This window comes from Curtobacterium sp. ISL-83 (assembly GCF_018613895.1).
Lineage (GTDB): Bacteria > Actinomycetota > Actinomycetes > Actinomycetales > Microbacteriaceae > Curtobacterium.
In genome coordinates this window covers 123,311-141,926 of sequence record NZ_JAGGPH010000009.1, presented here as the reverse complement: position 1 = coordinate 141,926, position 18,616 = coordinate 123,311, and the positions used below count along the sequence as shown (strand labels likewise).

The following is an 18,616-nucleotide window of genomic DNA, read 5'->3' as shown; positions in this document are numbered from 1 at the left end:
ACGAGCGGCTCCACCCACACGGGCGGAGCCGCTCGCCTGTTCCCACAACACACCGCTCCCGTCCTACCCGATCTTGACGACTCAGCGAAAACCAATATACTGTTATTTGTTATGTTTGTTTCTGACCAGCACTACGTGCCAGGGCTCCTGGCGTATCCCATGCATGGCCAGCGGAAGCTGACGGCCGAGGGGTACCGCACTCGTGACGGACACCTCATCGAGTGGTTCGGACGAACGCTGACCACCGAAGGCGTCGTCGCGGTCGTGAGCCGCCCCGATCCATGGTTCGACCGAGGGCGCTCCGGCGCCGCGTTGCTCGCCGCGCCGGGAACGTACCCGGTGTCATCGGTCTCGTTCCGGCTCCCGGACCTCCGATCACGTCAGGCGTGGTGGCACACCTCTGCGCGTGCGTACCCACCGATCCCTCCCGCCGCCGACCGGGTGCCCGCCGTCGTGTGGAATCCGTTCGTCGCGACGGCGCCCGCCGGACGAAGCCCCTTCGACGGGCGGAGGGTCGTCCTGGACCTCCTCGACGACTGGTCGACCCACTTCGCATTCGCACCCATCCGCGCGCAGGTCGAGGACGCGTACGCCCAGGCATTCCGGGCGGCGACGCACGTCACGGCCAACGGCGAGGGCACGATGGAACTGGCTTCGCGCTTCGGTCGCGACGACGTCGTGTTCCTCCCGAACGGCTGCGACCCACTCCGGTTCTCGACCGACTCGGTCGCCTCGGGCGCCACGACGGTCGGCTACGTGGGGAAGATCGGGCGTCGCTTGGACCTCGAAGGCATCGTGGCCACAGCACGTGCGCTCCCGAGTGTCGAGTTCGTCTTCGCCGGACCGATCTTGGACTCCGCGTACCGAGCACCGCTCGCCGCGACACCGAACATCACGCTGGTCGGCGACGTGCACTACCGGGACGTCCCCGAGTTGCTCCGCTCCTTCGACGCCGGATGGGTCCCGCACCACGTCGGAGTGGGAGAGGTCGGTGGTGACGTCATCAAGACCTACGAGTACCGAGCCGCCGGGCTCGTGACGCTCACGACCCCGATCGCCGGTGCGGGCGCGCGTGGACTGGACGGAGTCACCGTCGCCGACATGAACGACCACGCCGCTGTCTTGCGGAGCTGGATCCAGCCGGATCGCAGGATCGCGCGGCGCCCGGGAGTCATCCCGGCCGAATCGACCTGGGAACACAAGGCGCAGACCATGCTCGACCTCCTCAGCGCATGAGGGTCCTGCTCGTCGCCGTGCCGCTCACGGCGCGTAGCGGCGTGTACCACTCCGCGATCGACCTGGTGCGTGCCGCACGGCGTGCCGGCGACAGCTGGCGCTGCGTCCTCGGGCTGCGTCCCACCGCGAGCGGCGTACCGGTCGAGGATCCCGATGTGACCGAGTACGTCGTCCGCGAACACGGCGGACGCATCCTCACGCGGACTCGGGACCTCATCGGGCGCCATCTCGACGGGGTCGATGTGGTCATCACACTCATCCCCCAGAGCGACATCGCTGCGTCGTCGATGTCGCTGCCGGTCGCTCACGTTGCCTGGGTGCGTGGACTGCCCTGGCCCGGTCGCAGCGAGCAGGGGCGCACCAAGACTGCCCTCCAGTTGCTGCTCGAGACGCGGGCGCTGCGTCGCGCGGACGACGTGTGGGCGACCTCCCCACTGCTCGCGCACCAGGTGGCACGAGCACGTGCCGCGCACGTGGTCCAGGCCGGCGTCCCACTCCTCGAGCGTTCCCAGGATGGAGCGACGGCAGGACCCCTCGTCTGGGCCGGACGGCTGTCGGTCGAGAAGGGGCCTGATGTCCTGGTGGAGATCGCGCGGCGGACGGCTCATCCGACCGTCGTGTTCGGAGCGGGGCCACTCGCGGAACGCATCGCGGCGGAAGCACCCGACGCTGTGTCGATCGAGCCGTGGGCTTCGCCCGCCGACGTGTGGCGCCGACCGGGGATCGCGCTGACGACGTCACATCGCGACGCCTTCGGCCGAAGCCCTGTCGAAGCTGCAAGCGCAGGGATGCCGATCGTGGTGAGCGAGCAGACCGGCGTCGCGCCGATGCTGTTCACCGACCCGGACCTGGCGGCGTCCTTCGTCCTCCCCCTGCACGACCTCGACGCGTGGGAGCGGGCGATCCGGTCGCTCGTCTCGGATGTCGACCTCCGCCGAGCCGTGTCAGACCACGTCCATGCGAACGCCCAGCACCTCTCCATCAAAGCCTCATTCGACGCAGCTCGCGCTCGACTCCGCACGTTCACGTCGGACCAGGCGCTCCCCGATCCGCTCCCGAACAACCCGAGGACCCATGCAGATCTCTGACTTCCTCCGACTGATGCGACGGAGCTGGATGCTCCTCGTCACCTGCACACTGCTCGGCACGGCCGCGGCAGCCGTCCTCACGTTGCAAGCAACACCTGAGTACGCGTCCACCACGAAAGTGTTCGTCTCAGTGCAGTCGCCCGGTGACACGACGAGCGAACTCGTGCAGGGCAACAGCGCTGCCCAGCAGAAGGTGTCGTCGTACCTCGACGTCGTGACGACCGCCAGCGTCCTGCAGCCGGTGATCGACGAACTCGGGCTTCCGACAGATCCTGCCCGCCTCGCGACGCGCGTGCGGGCCGCAGCGAAGCTCAACACCGTTGTGATCTCGATCACCGCGGAGGACCCGAACCCGAGCCAGAGTGCTCGCATCGCGCAGGCGATCGGGAAGAGCTTCGCCAAGGTCGTCACAGAGGATCTCGAGACGCCCACCTCCGGCGGGCCGTCCCTCGTCCGGATCGGAACGGTCGAGCCCCCGCGGGTCCCGACGAGCCCCAGTTCACCGAACCTCACGCTGAACGTCGTGCTGGGTGTGATGGTCGGGATCAGTCTCGGGGTCGCCGCGGTCCTGCTCCGGAACGCGCTCGACAACCGCATCCGGACACAGGAGGACATCAGCGACCTCACCGAGCTGCCGGTGCTCGGCGGCGTCGCCTTCGACCCTTCTGCTGCTCGGCAGCCCCTCGTGGTGCACGACGACCCGCGACATCCGCGTGCTGAGTCGTTCCGGACGCTCCGGACCAACGTCCAGTTCGTCGACCTGGACGACACGGTCAGGACGTTCACGATCACGTCGGCACTGCCCTCGGAAGGCAAGTCCACCACGGCCGCGAACCTCGCCATCGCCATGGCGGAGAGCGATGTCCGGGTGGTCATCATCGATGCCGACCTCCGCCGGCCGCGCCTCGGCGACATCCTCGGCATCGACGGAGCTGCGGGCCTGACAGACGTCCTGATCGGACGAGCCGAAGTCGAGGACGTCATACACCCGTGGGGCAAGCGCGGTCTGCACGTCCTGCCGGCCGGTCGGATCCCTCCGAACCCGTCGGAGCTCCTCGGCGGCCCTCGGATGCGCGCGCTGGTGGAGCACCTGTCCCGTGAGTTCGACTACGTCCTCATCGACACTCCGCCGCTCCTGCCCGTCACCGACGCGGCCCTGCTTGCTCGGATCACGGACGGTGCGCTCGTCGTCGCCGCCTCCGGTCATGCATCGCGCAACCAGTTCCGGGTCGCGCTGGACGCCCTCGCGAGCGTCGGGAGTCGAACGCTTGGAATCGTCCTGACGATGATCCCGCGACATGCCGCGGGAGCGTACGGGTACGGCGCCTACTACGCGTACTACGGCGGCGACCGGTCGGCGGTGGACAATACTGCGGTGCCGACATCCGGAGGACGTCGGGCGGCATCGAGCTGACGAGACGCAACCGAACGACCCCATCAACACGCAACAGTCAGGGGCTGTGTCGAGTCTGAGCTCGGCACGGCCTCTGTCGTTGTGCGCCGACCGGTCGCGTCCGAGTCCCGGACCGCCGCCACGAGGACAAGGCGCCTGATCTCCTGCCTGAGGGTCACGGCACGGCACGCGGGCAGGGGCACGCTCCGCCTGCCGGGTGTGCGGCGAGCAGCGGACCGCAAGGAAGGCGACGACCGCGGACTCGCCGCGCCGAAGCATGCGCCCCGGGTCATCATCGTCCGGGCCACGGAGCCCTCGAGGGGTCATGGCTCTCAGCGAGAACGGTTCACCGCTCCGTGGACAGGACACGGTTGCCGGCGAAGCGTCGCTGTCCGGGTCCGTGATCGGCCGGATCCGGAAGGCAGAGGCGGACCAAGGGGAGACGCGACTTCGACATCGCGTGCTCCGACGGCGTCCAACCCGAGCCGACAGTGCTACCGCGTGCGCGCTGGCGGCGAACCACAGCCAGCACTTGTTCGCACACCCGGCGACAGCATCCGACACCATGGCTGCCCGCGCAGCAGTGCCGTCGGGAACAGGCGACCGCCCGTGAGCCGCCTCCTGCCTCCGGTCAGCGAGCTCGGAGCTGTTGTCGACGACGTGATCCGGCTGCCGAGAGGACACTCGTTCGGGAGGGGCGGCCGGTGTTACCGGTCGTCTCGGCCGGCCAGGCGAGAGCCATGGCGAACAGCGCCAGCATCGCAAACCAACTCAGGTAGTCGAACGAGAACGACATCGCGCACCACAGCACCAGCATCGAGCGTCGGTGGACGTCTCCTCGGCGCAGTGCGACGATGAGCATTCCAAGGACCAACGCGAGTCCTGTCACCCCAGTCGTTCCCAGGGTGGTGACGAGCTGGTTGTCGATGACCCGGAAGTCGGCCTGGGGGAAGAAACCCCGTCGGTACAACTCCGCGTCGGACCCGAAGCCGGAACCGAACAGAACCTCGAGCGGGACGCGCTCGAGAAGGAGCGGCACCGCACTGATCGAACCCGCGCGGTTGAGGTACGAGCCGGATTCGAAGAAGTACGCGAATGCCGTGAGGATCTGATCCGAGAAGACGACGACCGCGATCGTCGTCGCGACACCCACAGCTGCCACCCGCACGACGACACCGCTCTGCGCGTTCCACAGGAGGAGGAGCAGACCTGCGGCGACTCCGAGGAACACGCTCCGACTCCCGCTCAGCAGCAGCCCGAGCGCCAGCGCCGGCACGCAGACCCAGAGCACCCACGGCCGCAGCCGGCGTTTCCTGGAGACGATCGAGATGAGCGCCACCGCGAGGACGGCCGCGTACGGGATGGGATGCCCGACGGTCCCCGACACCCGGATGGCACCGCCACCGAGGAGCGGGTTCACCAGCGTTCGCGCCGAGCCGTCGTCGCGACGCTTCGCACCCCACGGCACCGGCTCCGTCGTGACGAAGAACTCGATGACGCCGATCGCGCACTCGGCGAGGGCGACCACCACGAGTCCGGTGAGGAAGACGTCTCGGTCGTCGGGCCCCAGACGCCGGCAGCAGACGTACCCGGCGACTGCCGTGGCGATGAGTCTGAGCAACAGCGTCGTGCCCGCCGGGTAGGCGACCTGACCGACGGCGACACCAACGACACCGAAGGCGACCAAGAAGACGAGCACCATGTCCGGGCGCCCTGCTCGCTGTCCGCCCGGGAGCACCGCGCCGAGGCCGAACAGACCGATCGCCCCGAACTGGGTGGTCAGCTGCACCGCGTCTGGTGCGGTTGGCGAGACGCCGAAGACGAGCGCAACGGTGGCGAGTGCGGCACAGAGCCCCCGTCGGCGCTCGGGAGGGGTGACGAGCAGCGCGACCAGCACCGTCGACACGACCACCAAGCCGATGACGCTCCAGGTCACCATGACAGTCGCCCCTTCCGGAGGCTCGTTGCGGACTCACGTCGGAGAACGATCCACTGCAGCGCGATCCCGGCGACCTCAGCGAGGACGAGGGCGATGAGCGCTCCGTCAACCCCGACGGGCCCGACGGCGAGGGCGACTCCCGGCAGACCGACACCGGCGGACACGAGCGCCGCGGCGCTCGTGGCGCCGGCTCGTCGTCGCGCCACCATGACCAGACCGAATCCTCGGCCGGTGCAGATCACGAAGATCAACAGGGCCGCCAACCAGCAGAGTCGGGGTGGCAGGTGGATCGATCCACTGAAGAGGAACGGGGCGACCATCGGCATCACGACCGCGAACGCGCAGCCGGCGACCATCCCCAGCCCGCTGTTCAGGGCGATCGTGAGCGCAACTCGACGTCGCATGTCGGAGCGCTCTCCCCGCGCGATCCAGGTCTGCAAGCGCTGCGGGAGCGCGGCCAGGACCTGGAGGCCCATCCGGAGCGGACGATCGAGAGCCGCCCAGATGGCGATGAGGTCTGGCGTGACGAGCGCGACCACCGTGGTGGGGACGGCCTTGTACAGCGAAGAGATTGCCCGGCCGGTGGTGATGACCCATTGTTCGCGGAGCGTGCGGGGCACGCGGCGGAAGGCCGACCGGGTCGGGAACACCCTGACCCCGCCGGCGCGACCGCCCAGGGCCACGGCGGCCACCGCCGCGACCGTCAGCGCCGCTCCGTAGAGGGCCAGCGGTCCTCCACGAGCGATCCCAGCGGCGGCGGCGGCGAGCAGGACGATCCGAGGGAGCGTCTCCGTGAGCAGGATCAGGACCGGTCGTGCGAGGCCGACGAAGTACCACGACGGACTGACTGCACCCAGCGCGACACCAGCGGCGACCCAAGCAGCCGCGTCCGCGTGTACGGGGACCACGCAGGCGGACAACGCGGCAACGACGACAGCGAGGGGGAGGACGACGCACGTCCTCGCAGCGAGCGCCTGGTCGTACAGCCGCGCCGCGCCGTCGACGTCGTGCGCAACTGCCTGTGGACCCACGATGGCCCAGCCGAGTTCGCCCACCACAGCGGCCACCAGCCCGAGGGACAATCCCGTGGCGACGCTCGCCCACCCGTCTGCCCCGAATCGGGACGTCACGGCGGGGATCACCATCAGGGGAGCAGCCGCGGACAACGCCGGTGTGATGGCGTAGAGCGCGACCGACCGCCCGAGGCGGAGTCCACGGCGGATCACGGTGCGAGTTCCCGGAGGGCCGCGGAGAGGCGCTCGTACCCGTCGGCGGTGTACGACTCGAGCCGTTCGTGCGTGTCTCCGCCGGACACCCGGTCGTCGGCGATCGCGTCGATGCGCCGTGCTGCGGCGAGCGGGTCGCCGCGGTCGACCAGCACGAGCTGGTCGCCGACGACCTCGACGAGCGCGCGCACCGCCGGCCCGTCCCCGCTGACGCACCGCTTGCCCGCGGCGAGCGCTTGCCAAACCTTGTTCGGCACGACCTCTCGTGCTTTCCGCGACGGACCGAACACTCCGAGCACGATGTCCGCACCGTGGATGTGGTCGATGAGTGCATCCTCGGGCACGGGATCGGTGAACGTGCATCGTCCGCCGATGCCGAGCATCCGGGCCATCCGCTCGATGTCCGGTCGGGTCGGCCCGTTCCCTATGAACGACACCGTGAACGCTCGGAGCGCAGCGAGTTCGGCGAGCGTCCGGACGATGAAGTCGACGCCGTGGAGCGGGAGGTAGTTGCCGAAGAACAGCAGTCGGAGTTCGTCGGTGGCTGCTCGGTTGGGCTCCAGAGCGGGGCGGGCCCAGACCGGGGCACCGACAGGGAGCGCGATCACGGGGCGCTTCCGAACTCGAGACAGGCGTCCAGCGCGGGGCTCGGTGTCCGTGATGCAGACATCTGCGAGCCGGGCAGCGAGACGGTCCTGGAGCGCGAGGAGACGAGCCCGCGGACTCGTCGCCCGCACCGTTCCGTGGTCCTCCACCACGGTCTCGTGCAAGCCGACGAAGTGGTCGACTACGAGGCGGGCACCGCGCAGACGTGCGACGAGCCAAGCAAGGGGCGCATGCGTCAGGCGGAACTCGGAGAGCACGATGACGTCGGCCCCAGCCGATGCCCGGAAGAGTCCGCGGACGTCCTCTCCGAACCGGCGGCCGCGACGGACGGCACGGGAACGGGGGACGACGTGCACGGACGCACCGAGTCGACCGCGCAGGAAGTTCCGCAGTCGCGCGTTCCGCGGGTAGGCGGCGTCGTGGACGCCGTACTGCACGACACGGAGGGGGCGCCGATCAGAGGACGACGACATCGGCCGATCGCTCCATCACGTTCCGACTGTCGAACGTCGGAACCCCGTCGAGGATCTCGAGGTCAGTGTCATCGTGGTCCGTGAGCAGGACCGCGAGGTCGACGTCGCGCAGCGATTCGCTCGTCGGCTCTCGACGTTCGACCCCGACGGGCCAGCGGTGCGCTTCCACGTGCGGGTCGACCCCGACGAGGTCGGCACCGAGAGCCCGCAGCAACGCGATGACCCGCGCTGAGGGTGCCTCTCGGATGTCACCAGAGTTCTTCTTGTACGACAACCCGATGAGCGCTATCCGCGAGCCCCGCACCGACTTGCTCCGGGCGTTGAGCATCGCCGTCGCGCGCGCGACGACGTGGTCGGGCATGTGCTCGTTGACGTCGTTCGCGAGTTCGACGAACCGGAAGGTCCGGCCCGAAGCCCGCTTCACCTCCCAGGACAAGTAGCTCGGGTCGATCGGCAGGCAGTGCCCACCGACGCCAGGTCCAGGAGTGAACTTCATGAAACCGAACGGCTTGGTCGCCGCTGCGTCGATGGCCTCCCAGACGTCGATCCCTAGTTCGTCCGCGTGAGCGGCCAACTCGTTGACCAGGGCGATGTTCACATGACGGAACGTGTTCTCGAGGAGCTTCGCCAACTCGGCTTCCCGCGTTCCGCTCACCGGGATCGTCTCCTGCACAAGGTCGTCGTAGAACGACTGGGTTCGGCGGAGTGAGGTGCCGTCGATGCCGGACACGAGCTTCGGAGTGTTCGCGAACGACCACCGTCCATTGCCGGGGTCGATGCGCTCGGGGCTGTAGCCGACCGAGAAGTCGCGCCCGGCGACCAACCCCGATCCGCGTTCGAGGATCGGGACGAGGACGCGCTCGGTGGTCCCCGGGTACGTGGTCGACTCCAGCACGACCATCGCACCCGCTCGGAGCGAGGACGCGATCGAGGCAGCGGCCTGCTCGACGAAGGCGAGGTCCGGGCGGCCCTCGTGGAGTGGCGTCGGCACCGTGATCACGGCGACGTCCCAGGCCCCGACGCCGTCGTATCCACCTAGCACCTGGTAGCGCCCGCTGTCGAGCGCAGCGCGCACCTGATCGGAGGACACGTCCTCGACGTGGGATCGGCCGACGGCCAGTGCGTCTGCGCGCCGACGGTCGAGGTCGATGCCGGTGACGGTGTGGCCCGCGCGGACCGCGTGCATGGCGAGCGGCAGCCCGACGTATCCCTGACCGATCACGACGACCGACGTTTCCGAGCTGTTCATGAGACCCCTGTCTGTATCACTGAGGTTTGATATGTTATAGTCATAATGTTGCAATCGCAACTGTCAGCCCTTCCACATCAGGAGTCACCTTGCAGAAGAAGCACCTCATCGCGATGCTCGCCCTGGCCACGGTCGCGCTGGCCGGGTGCAGCACGAACGCCGACGGCCCTGACCCCTCGCGCTCGGTGAAGCCTTCGGCGAAGGCCACGAGCGCTCCCGTCGAGACCGTGTACGACAAGTGCGAGGGCGGGCAGGCCACGGTCCTCGCCTCACACGTGGAGAAGGGCAAGAAGCTCACGCTCGGGGACTGCGCGAACGTGTCCATCGTGGGAGCAGGAGTCAACGGGGCGACGATCGAGCTCGGCGCGGTCGACACGCTCGTCATCGAGGGAGACTCCGTCGCGACGACCGTCGGCAGCGCGAAGAAGATCGTCGTCGCCGGGCAGAAGAACGCCGTGACGTACGGCGGCGAGGCAGAGGTGCAGGACGAAGGCAAGGAGAACACCATCACGAAGAAGTGACGTCGGGCCTCTCGACGGCGCCGCCACCGGCTCGGTGCGTCCCACCGGTGTCGGTAGGGTCGTCGGGTGCGATGGAGTCGAGTGGGCTGGCCCGGGGTCGGGTACGTCTCCTTCGAGGACTTCGACGGCTACGCCGAGCACCTCACACGCCTGCTCACGGACGCCCCGCCGACCGTGGCCGCCCTCGCGTCGATCGCCTGGCGCGAGGCCCGCGTGGCCGAGTGGCGCGTCGAGGCCTCCGGCCGGCACGGCACGGCCGGCATCGACGAGACGCCGACCTCCACCGTGCACGCCGCGTTCATCGTGCGGAACGACGAGGTCCTGGACACCCCGGACGGCCTCTGGCGCCGGTGGAACCACGCGCGGGTCACGGTGCGGTTCGACCGCGCGGTCCTCGACCCCACGGACACGACACCCCTCGACATGCTCGCCGGGGACGTCTCGGTGGCGCGCGGCGAGCTCGCCCACGTCGACGCCGACGTCTGGGAACTCCGGCTGCTGCTGTCGCCCACCGGCGAGTTCGCGATCCACTTCCGCGACGTCTCGGTACAGGTCCGGACGGTCGACGAGGACGAGTGGACCAGCCTGGAGGCGCGTCCCGCCCACGGCTGGCACGGCCCGATCCCGGACGGCTGGGTCGAGTGGGCCACGCCCGCGGTACGGGCAGCGGCACACGGCGACGTCGGCGGCCTGTCGATGGTGCTCGACGGCGTCGGGGTCGAACCCGAGGGCATCGACGACGTCGACCCCCGCTGGGGCTTCGCGCCGTTGCACGCCGCGGCCTGGTTCGACCGGGTCGGGACGACCGAGGCGCTCCTGGAACGCGGTGCGGCACTCGGCACCGTCGACGCCGAGGGGCGGACGGCGCTCGACCTCGCCCGTGAACGTGGATCACGTCGGGCCGAGGAACTCCTGCTCGCCCGGTACGACGGCGACACGACACAGCACGCCGGCGGAGCGCCGGACGACCACCTGCTCAGCCGGGACGTCGAGCGGGACGCCGGCCGGGCCCTGCAGGGCGACCACGCGGAACCGTGAGCGGCGGGGCGGAGGAGGCTGAGCCTCCCGTCCGCCCCACCGTCCGTCTCAGGAGGCGGTCTCGACCGCGTTCGCGGCTGCGACGCGGCCGTACCAGCGCGCCGAGTCCTTCGGCGTGCGCGCGAACGTCACCGGGTCCCACGAGACCAGGCCGAAGGTCGGTCGGAAGCCGGAGGCCCACTCGTAGTTGTCGAGCAGGGACCAGTGCTGGTAGCCGAGGACCTCGATGCCGTCGTCGATGCACCGGTGGATCCCCTCGAGGGCGCCCTGCGTGTACGCGATGCGACGCGGGTCGTCGGCCGTGGCGATGCCGTTCTCGGTGATCATGAGCGGCACGTGGCCGGACAGCTCCCACGCGCTGCGGAGCCCGTCCGCCGAGGCCTCGGGGTAGAACTCCCAACCGGTGAGGGTCGTCTCGACGTCCTCGCGGACGGGCAACGGACCGTCGGGCCCGATGAACGTGCGGGTGTACGCCTGCACGCCGAGGAAGTCGTCGCCGGCAGCCTGCTCGAGGTACCAGTCGTCGCGCGGGTAGCCGTACGTGCGGAGCATCTCCTCGGAGCCCGGCTCGCCCGATGCGCGGAAGGCCTGCGTCGCGATGGTCCAGCCGGACTGGAGGCCCGGGACCTGTGACAGGACCTCGCGCGACCGCCCGTGGCTGGCCAGCAGGGCGTCGGCCACCTGCAGGTCCGGGTTCGGCAGTCCGTAGGCGACGAGGTTCGCGGCGTCCTCGCCTCCGGCGAGCATCGCGGCGATGTTCGGCTCGTTGATCGTGCAGACGTACCGGACACCGTCCTGCACGACGGGGAGCGCGGCCTCGGTGTAGCGGGCGAACAGGTCGGCGGCGTCGGGGGCGCGCCAGAAGCCGTCGCGCTCGAACCACCGCGGCACCGTGAAGTGCATGAGGGTGACGATCGGCTCGAGCCCGAACTCGTGGCAGGCCTCGACCATGCGGCGGTAGTGGTCGACCTCGGCGCGGCTCACGAACCCGCGCTCGGGTTCGATGCGGGCCCACTCGATGCTGAAGCGGTACGAGTTCAGGCCGAGGTCGGCCGCGATGCGGATGTCCTCGCGGTAGCGGTGGTAGCTGTCCGCCGCGTCGCCCGAGGGTTCGACGATCGTGGTGTCCGGCTCGTGCTCGTGCACCCACCAGTTGCTGTTCACGTTGTTGCCCTCGATCTGGTGGGCAGCGGTGGCGGCGCCCCAGAGGAAGCCGTTCGGGAAGGTGAGCGTGGTGATGGTGGGTCCTTTCGCGGCGGGGTGCCGGGTCAGTGGGCGCTGAGGTACCGGTCGAGCACGTCGACCGTCCCCTGCGGGTTCTCGATCTGCGGGCTGTGGTAACTGGTCGGGATGACCTCGTACGCGGCTCCGGTCCGCTCGGCCATCGCGCGCTGCCACGGGATCGGCCACGCCTCGTCCCACTCGCCGTGCGCGACGAGCACGGGGACGCCGGTGGCGCGGAGCTCGTCCGAGGTGTCCGTGTGGTCCTCGAGGATGTGGGCGCCGGCGATGGTGCTCCGGACACTCGTGGCGTCGAAGCGCTCGCGGACCATCCGGGCGTCGTCCGGCAGCTCGTCGTCGGGGCGGCCGGCCCAGAGCGGGTTCTGCGCGTCGAAGAGCGCCCGGTTGCTGCCGGTGTCGTTCAGGATCGTGAGCTCGGCGGCCTTCCGGTACGGCCAGCCGTGCGGCCCGGAGCAGAACTGCACGACGTCGCGGAAGGCGCTCGGCTCCTGGAGCACGGCGGCGCGGACGATGACCCCGCCGAGCGAGTGCCCGACCAGGTGCACCGGGGTGCCGTCGTCGAGCAGGCGTGCGACCCGGACGACGTCGGCCGCTTCCGCGTCGAGCGTGTACTCGGCCGCGTCGTCCGGCGCTGCGGCGTCCGCCTGCCCACGACGGCTGATCGCCACCGCGGTCCAGCCGGCGTCGCGGAGGAACGGCATGAAGGTCCTCCAGTCCTCCTTCGACCCGGTGTACCCGGGGACGACGAGGACCGTGCCCTTCGACGGGCCCGACGGGACCACCCGGTAGGCGGTGAGCCGACCGACGGGCAGGTCGATGCCGACGACGTCGACACCGTCGGGGGTGGGGAGGTGACCGAAGGCGGGAACGGTCGGGAATTCGTGGAGGGTCGTCATGCGCGCAGTGTCCTTCTGGGGTTCGGGACGGCGTCGAGCAGGTCGATCGTGTAGCTGTCCTGCGGGTGCTGCAGGACCTCGGCCGTGCGGCCGCGCTCCACGACGGCGCCGTCGTGCAGCACCATGATGTCGTCCGTGATGAGCCGGGCACTCAGCAGGTCGTGCGTGATGTAGAGGAGCGAGACGCCCCACTGCTCCCGCAGGTCCTCGAGGAGCGCGAGGACGCCCGCGCGGAGTGTCACGTCGAGCATCGAGACCGGCTCGTCGGCGATGATCACCTGCGGGTCGCTCGCGAGTGCGCGGGCGATGACGACGCGCTGCCGCTGCCCGCCGGACAGCTGGTGCGGGAGCTTCTGCGCGAACTGCTCCACCGGGGCGAGCCCGACTGTCTCGAGGAGTTCGAGCACCCGACGCCGGGCGTCCTTCCCGCGCAGTCCCGTGTAGTTCACGACCGGGCGGGTCAGCGTGTACTCGACGGTGTGCAGCGGGTTGAGCGCCGAGTACGGGTCCTGGAACACCATCTGGACCTCGGAGCGGAGGTCGCGGAGGCCCCGCCGACCCAGGCGAGCCACGTCCAGGTCGCCGAAGCGGACCGTGCCGCTCGTGGGCTTCTCGACGCCGGTGAGCATCTTCGCGATCGTCGACTTCCCGGACCCGGACTGGCCGACGAGGGCGAGGGACTGCCCGGGCTCCAGCGTGAACGACACGTTCCGCACGGCCTGCACGGGCTGCTCGCCACGGCGGGGTGCCGGGTACGTCTTCACGAGGTCGGACACCACGATCGGGTGCTTCGCCGCCGACCGCTCGCGGGACCCGACGGTGCTGAACGAGCTCGTCGCCTCCTGCCGGGTCGCGCCCTCGGAGCCGCGCAGCGACCGGTCCGGGAACCCGGGCAGGCTCACGACCTCGGCACGCGGGTCCGCGTAGTGCGAGAGCAGCATCTGCGTGTACTCGTCCTCGGGGGCACGGAGGATCGCCTCGGCGCTGTTGTCCTCGACGATCCGCCCCTCGTGCATCACGAGGACGCGTTCGGTCGCCTCGAGGACGATGCCGAGGTCGTGGCTGATCAGGACCGCGGTGAAGCCCTCGGTCCGCTGCAGCTCGATGATCGTGTCCATCACGGCGTGCTGCACGAGCACGTCGAGCGCGGTGGTCGGCTCGTCGAACACCATGAGCTGCGGTTCGAGGGACAGGGCGAGCGCGATCGACACGCGCTGCCGCATGCCGCCGGAGAGCTCCCCCGGGTACCGCGCGAGCATGGAGGCGGGGAGCTTCACCTTGCCGATGAGCTCCTGCATCCGGGCGTCCCAGCGGTCGCGCGGCACGTGGCCGTGTGCCCCGAACACGTCGACGAAGTGGTTGCGGACGGTCCGCACCGGGTTGAGCGCGTTCATGCCGGACTGCAGGACCATCGCGAAGCCGCCCTGCCGCTGCTGGCGGAGCGCTTCGGTGTCGAGCTCGCGGATGTCGTGCCCGTTGAAGACGATGCTGCCGCCGTTCGTCCGGGCCGGCGGCTTCTGCAGCCGGGTCAGGGCGTAGCCGAGGGTCGACTTGCCGGACCCGGACTCCCCCACCAGCCCGACGAACTCGCCCCGGCGGAGCTGGAACGAGACGTGGTCGACGGCCTGGACGGCCTCCTGGCCGGCGGACTCGTAGACGACCGACAGGTCGCGGACGTCGAGCAGGACGTCACCGTCTGCTGCCTGGAGGCGCGTGGCGGCGCCGCCACGGGCCTCCAGTCCGTCTGTGGGTACGCCGCTCATGCGGTCTTCTCCTTACGGGGCCGCGCGCCGTCGCGCAGCCGCGGGTTGGACACGGCGTCGACGCCGAAGTTGATCAGGGTCAGGCTCATCGCGAGGAGGGCGATGCAGAGGCCGGGGGCGAACAGCAGGATCCACTGACCGGTGAGCAGTGCGTTCGAGTTCTGCGCCCAGTAGAGGATCGTGCCCCAGCTGACGACCGACGAGTCGCCGAGTCCGAGGAACTCCAGGCCCGCCTCGGCGAGGATCGCGCTCGTCGCGGCGCCGAAGAAGCTCCCGACGATGAGGCTCGTCATGTTCGGCAGGATCTCGCGGAAGACGATGCGGGTCGCGCCCTCGCCGGAGAACTGTGCCGCCGTCACGAAGTCACGGCCGCGGAGCGACTGCGTCTGGCTCCGGAGGACGCGTGCACCCCAGGCCCAGCCGGTCACGACGATCACGGCGATGATCACCGCGATGCCGCCGTTCTGCAGGTAGGCCGCGATCACGATCATCAGCGGCAGACCCGGGATGACCAGGAACAGGTTCACGATGAACCCGATGACCTCGGCGACCCAGCCGCGGACGTAGCCCCAGCTGAGGCCGATCAGGACCGCGACGAGGGTGGACAGGAAGCCCGCCACCGCTCCGACGAGGACCGAGACGCGGGCGCCGTGGACGAGCTGGGACAGGACGTCCTCGCCCGCGGCGGTGGTGCCCATCCAGTGTGCCCAGGTGGCGTCGGCGCTCCGAGGGAAGCCGTTCTGGCTGGCGCCGTACGGGGCGAGGAGCGGGGCGGCGATCGCCACGACGACGAACACGGCGAGGATGATGATGCCGATCCGGGCCTTGGTGTTCGACCAGACGATGCCGAGTTGGCGGGCTGCTGCGCGGAGCTTGCTCGGGGCTTGCTGTTCTGGTTGCGTGCGTACTGCGATCGTGGTCATCGGCGCGTCCTCGGGTCCAGGACGCCGTAGAGCACGTCCACGATGAAGTTGGCGATGAGCACCGACACGGTGATCATCAGGAAGAGTGCCTGCATGAGCGGGTAGTCCTGCCCGATCACGGCGTTGAACAGCAGGTAGCCGATGCCGGGGTAGCCGAACACCTGCTCGACCAGGACCGAGCCACCCACGACACCGCCGAGTGCCAGCCCGAAGCCGGTCAGGTTGGGCAGGATCGCGTTCCGTGCCGCGTACCGGACGGCCACGGTGCGTCCGCGGAGGCCGTTCGCCTCGGCGAAGGTCACGTAGTCGTCACCGAGGGTGTTGATCATGGCGTTGCGCATGCCGATGATCCACCCGCCGAGGCTCGTGACGAGGATCGTCACGGCCGGCAGGACGGCGTGCTGCAGGGCGTCCGCCGCGAAGGCTCCGGTCAGACCGGGTGTCGTCGTCGCCGAGTAGGCACCCGTCGTCGGGAACCAGTGCAGGACGTAGCCGAGGAAGAACAGCAGCAGGAGTGCCGTCCAGAAGTACGGGAACGTCGACATGAAGCTGCCCGACAGGGTCGGGAGCGAGTCGAGCCAGGTGCCGCGCTTCCAGGCTGCCGCGACGCCGATCAGCGTGCCGAGGACGAACGCGAGGATCGTCACGACGCCGACGAGGATCAGCGTGTACGGCAGTGCCTTCGCCACGAGGTCGCCGACGGGCTGCGGGTAGAACGTGTAGCTCGTCCCGAAGTCCAGCGTGATGACCTGGTGCAGGTAGCTGACGTACTGGTCCCAGAGGTTGCCGGTCGGGACCCCGAGCTGTGCCTCGATGGCCTTCTTCGTGGCGTCGGTGACGGGACCGTTCTGGCTGAGCTTCGCCAGGGCCGCGTCGGCCGGGCTGCCCGGCATGAGGCGCGGGAGCACGAAGTTCAGCGTGACCGCGGCCCAGAGGGTCAGGACGAACAGGACGAGTTTCTGGAGGACGTACTTCACTTCTGGTCCTTCGACTTCTCGAGGATTGCCTGGCCGGCCTTGCTGTCGCGGAGCCGGAGCTTCGAGAAGATGAGCAGCGGCGCGGAGTCGTAGTTCTGCGGTGCCATGTAGGGGTCCTTCGCGCTCGGCCACCCGACGAACTTCGACGTGTTGAACAGACCCCAGAGACCGCCGTAGTACATCCCGATCACGGGCAGCTGGTCGTACACGATCACCTGGAGCTGGTCGAGGATCTGCTGCTGCTCCGCGGGGTCGGTCGTCGCGCGGTACTCGTCCAGGAGCTTCTGGGTGTCGGCGTTGCGGTAGCGCTCGTAGTTGTTCACCGTCGACTTGCCGACGGGCTGGTAGAAGTCGCTCGACAGCAGCGAGTTGAAGGCCTGGTAGACGTCGCCGTTGCCCATGCCGCCCATCGCCATGTCGAAGGTGCCGTTGTTGATGTTCTGCTGGTACCCGGCCGGCTGCGGCGCCTGGATGGTGACCTTGACGCCGATCGCGGTCAGGTTCCGCTGGACCTCCTGCGCGGCGCGGAGCCAGTCGGAGTAGCCGTTGGCGGTCATGATCGTGATCGTGAGCTGCTTGCCGTCCTTGACGAGCTTGCCGCCCTGGGTCCGGTAGCCCGACTTCGCGAAGCTCTGCAGCGCGGCCTTCGTGTCCTGCGTGACGACGCCCTGGTCCGGGATGTCCGTGTTCACGTACTGCTGCTGGTTCGGCAGGATCAGGCCGGTCTGCGCCGCCGCCTGCAGGTTGCCCTCGGTGGCGGTCTCGGCGATGTCGTCGCGGTTCAGCGCCAGGGAGATCCCGCGCCGGACGTTGACGTCGTTGTACGGCGCCTTCGTCAGGTTCGGCATGAGCCCGATCACGCCCCCCGGCGGGAACCAGTACTTGTTCGTGGACGACGCGGCACCCCAGGTGCCCTGGACGTCTGAGATGAACGCGTACGCCCAGTCGTAGCCGCGCGTGACGGTGTCGAGCTGCGTGTTCGTCGCGGGCAGGATCAGGTGCTTGATCGCGATCTTGTCCGCCTGCCAGTACCGCGGGTTCTTGTCCATCGAGTACTGCTGGTCGCTGTAGTTGCCGAGGACGAACGGACCGGTGCCGACCGGGTTCGGGTCGCGGTAGGTCGTCGGGTCCTTGATCTTCTGCCAGTGCTGCTCGCCGAGGATGTACGTCTGCCCGATGATCGTCAGGCTCGGGACGTCCTCGGACTTCAGGTGGAAGACGACGTGGTCCCCGCGGCGCTCGATCGTGTCGATGTGCTGCCAGGCGCCCTTGACGTCCATCGCGGGGAACCGCTTCAGCAGGTCGAAGGTGAAGACGACGTCCTTCGCGGTGAACGCGGAACCGTCGGACCAGTCGACGCCGGAGCGGATCGTCATGTCGATCGTCTTCGCGTCCGGCTGCGTCCAGGCGCTCGCGAGCCAGGGGTTGCGCTTGCCGTCGAGGGGGTTCACCTCGATGAGGGGCTCGTACATCCACTTGCTCGCGGTGCGGGCGTTCGCGATGTACGGGTTGAAGTTCCGGTCGAACAGCGGGTTGCCGTGGTCGGCGTTGATGAGCATCGTGTCCTTGCCGATGCTCGGGTCCGGCTCAGAGCGGACCTGGATGCTGCAGCCGGTGGCCATCAGGGCCACGACCGCGAGTCCGGCGACGGCTGCGGTCAGGCGGCCGCGCCGACCCCGGCGGGTGGCCGGGGAGCGCTGGCCGGTGTCGGGACCGTCGGTCCTGCGCGGGCCGCGCGTGCGCTGTGGGGGAAGCGTCATTGCTCGGTCGACCTCCGTGTCGAGTGGGTACGAGGACAATGTATGCGCTTACATCGCGTTCTGCAAGCGACTGATGTGCGATTGCAGACCGGCCGAGGTCGCACACCACGCCGCTCGCGTTCGCCGAGTGCGCAGTACCGGTCGGGCATCGGCGGGGCCGAGGTCGCACACCACGCCGCTCGCGTTCGCCGAGCGCGCAGTATCGGTCGGCCCGGGGCGGCGAGTACGACGAATCAGGCAACCTGGGCGAGACGCGGACGGCGTGTCGTGCCCGCTCGTGCCGGCG

General features: G+C 69.4%; 15 protein-coding genes. 5 read left to right on the top strand and 10 right to left on the bottom strand.

The features are described 5' to 3' along the window. The first annotated feature begins 159 nt into the window (after positions 1 to 159). Genes J7E22_RS08795 through J7E22_RS08785 form a run of 3 tightly spaced genes read left to right on the top strand, consistent with a single transcriptional unit; the run spans position 160 to position 3,738 of the window. On the top strand, positions 160 to 1,236 hold the full coding sequence (locus J7E22_RS08795; RefSeq protein WP_214981027.1) for a glycosyltransferase: 1,077 nt from the start codon (positions 160 to 162) through the stop codon (positions 1,234 to 1,236). Then, a complete protein-coding gene (locus tag J7E22_RS08790) occupies positions 1,233 to 2,324 on the top strand; it encodes a glycosyltransferase (RefSeq protein WP_214981024.1) in 1,092 nt (363 codons plus the stop codon). The genes J7E22_RS08795 and J7E22_RS08790 overlap by 4 nt, the downstream gene beginning before the upstream one ends. Continuing rightward, positions 2,311 to 3,738, top strand: coding sequence for a polysaccharide biosynthesis tyrosine autokinase (locus J7E22_RS08785; protein ID WP_214981022.1), 1,428 nt, complete (start codon positions 2,311 to 2,313; stop codon positions 3,736 to 3,738). The genes J7E22_RS08790 and J7E22_RS08785 overlap by 14 nt, the downstream gene beginning before the upstream one ends. A gap of 610 nt (positions 3,739 to 4,348) precedes the next feature. On the opposite strand, the gene J7E22_RS08780 is transcribed toward J7E22_RS08785, so the two are convergent. From J7E22_RS08780 to J7E22_RS08765, 4 genes are read right to left on the bottom strand one after another with little or no spacing between them, the layout of a single operon-like run. Next, positions 4,349 to 5,656, bottom strand: coding sequence for a hypothetical protein (locus J7E22_RS08780; RefSeq protein WP_214981010.1), 1,308 nt, complete (start codon positions 5,654 to 5,656; stop codon positions 4,349 to 4,351). Beyond that, positions 5,650 to 6,882, bottom strand: coding sequence for a hypothetical protein (locus tag J7E22_RS08775; RefSeq protein ID WP_214981007.1), 1,233 nt, complete (start codon positions 6,880 to 6,882; stop codon positions 5,650 to 5,652). Before J7E22_RS08775 ends, J7E22_RS08780 begins: the two co-directional genes overlap by 7 nt. Beyond that, positions 6,879 to 7,961 carry a glycosyltransferase gene (locus tag J7E22_RS08770; protein WP_214981005.1) on the bottom strand — a complete coding sequence of 361 codons (1,083 nt, stop codon included), beginning with the start codon at positions 7,959 to 7,961 and terminating at the stop codon, positions 6,879 to 6,881. The genes J7E22_RS08775 and J7E22_RS08770 overlap by 4 nt, the downstream gene beginning before the upstream one ends. Next, positions 7,945 to 9,210 carry a nucleotide sugar dehydrogenase gene (locus J7E22_RS08765; protein ID WP_214981002.1) on the bottom strand — a complete coding sequence of 422 codons (1,266 nt, stop codon included), beginning with the start codon at positions 9,208 to 9,210 and terminating at the stop codon, positions 7,945 to 7,947. Before J7E22_RS08765 ends, J7E22_RS08770 begins: the two co-directional genes overlap by 17 nt. An 89-nt stretch (positions 9,211 to 9,299) precedes the next feature. Between J7E22_RS08765 and J7E22_RS08760 the strand changes: the two genes are divergently transcribed. Then, positions 9,300 to 9,731 (top strand): DUF3060 domain-containing protein, encoded by a 432-nt coding sequence (locus J7E22_RS08760; protein ID WP_214980995.1) that lies wholly within the window; start codon positions 9,300 to 9,302, stop codon positions 9,729 to 9,731. Positions 9,732 to 9,797: 66 nt separating this feature from the next. Continuing rightward, positions 9,798 to 10,769 carry a hypothetical protein gene (locus J7E22_RS08755; RefSeq protein ID WP_214980993.1) on the top strand — a complete coding sequence of 324 codons (972 nt, stop codon included), beginning with the start codon at positions 9,798 to 9,800 and terminating at the stop codon, positions 10,767 to 10,769. A 48-nt stretch (positions 10,770 to 10,817) separates the two neighbouring features. Here the strand turns inward: J7E22_RS08755 and J7E22_RS08750 are convergent, their stop codons facing one another. Genes J7E22_RS08750 through J7E22_RS08725 form a run of 6 tightly spaced genes read right to left on the bottom strand, consistent with a single transcriptional unit; the run spans position 10,818 to position 18,330 of the window. Beyond that, entirely contained in the window at positions 10,818 to 12,041 is a 1,224-nt protein-coding gene (locus J7E22_RS08750) for a family 1 glycosylhydrolase (RefSeq protein WP_251008914.1), read from the bottom strand. Further along, positions 12,038 to 12,907 carry an alpha/beta fold hydrolase gene (locus J7E22_RS08745; RefSeq protein WP_214980992.1) on the bottom strand — a complete coding sequence of 290 codons (870 nt, stop codon included), beginning with the start codon at positions 12,905 to 12,907 and terminating at the stop codon, positions 12,038 to 12,040. Before J7E22_RS08745 ends, J7E22_RS08750 begins: the two co-directional genes overlap by 4 nt. Continuing rightward, on the bottom strand, positions 12,904 to 14,670 hold the full coding sequence (locus J7E22_RS08740) for an ABC transporter ATP-binding protein (RefSeq protein ID WP_214980990.1): 1,767 nt from the start codon (positions 14,668 to 14,670) through the stop codon (positions 12,904 to 12,906). Before J7E22_RS08740 ends, J7E22_RS08745 begins: the two co-directional genes overlap by 4 nt. Continuing rightward, positions 14,667 to 15,593, bottom strand: coding sequence for an ABC transporter permease (locus tag J7E22_RS08735; protein ID WP_214980988.1), 927 nt, complete (start codon positions 15,591 to 15,593; stop codon positions 14,667 to 14,669). Before J7E22_RS08735 ends, J7E22_RS08740 begins: the two co-directional genes overlap by 4 nt. Continuing rightward, a complete protein-coding gene (locus tag J7E22_RS08730) occupies positions 15,590 to 16,570 on the bottom strand; it encodes an ABC transporter permease (protein WP_214980987.1) in 981 nt (326 codons plus the stop codon). The genes J7E22_RS08735 and J7E22_RS08730 overlap by 4 nt, the downstream gene beginning before the upstream one ends. Beyond that, a complete protein-coding gene (locus tag J7E22_RS08725; RefSeq protein WP_251008881.1) occupies positions 16,567 to 18,330 on the bottom strand; it encodes an ABC transporter substrate-binding protein in 1,764 nt (587 codons plus the stop codon). Before J7E22_RS08725 ends, J7E22_RS08730 begins: the two co-directional genes overlap by 4 nt. Positions 18,331 to 18,616: the final 286 nt, after the last annotated feature.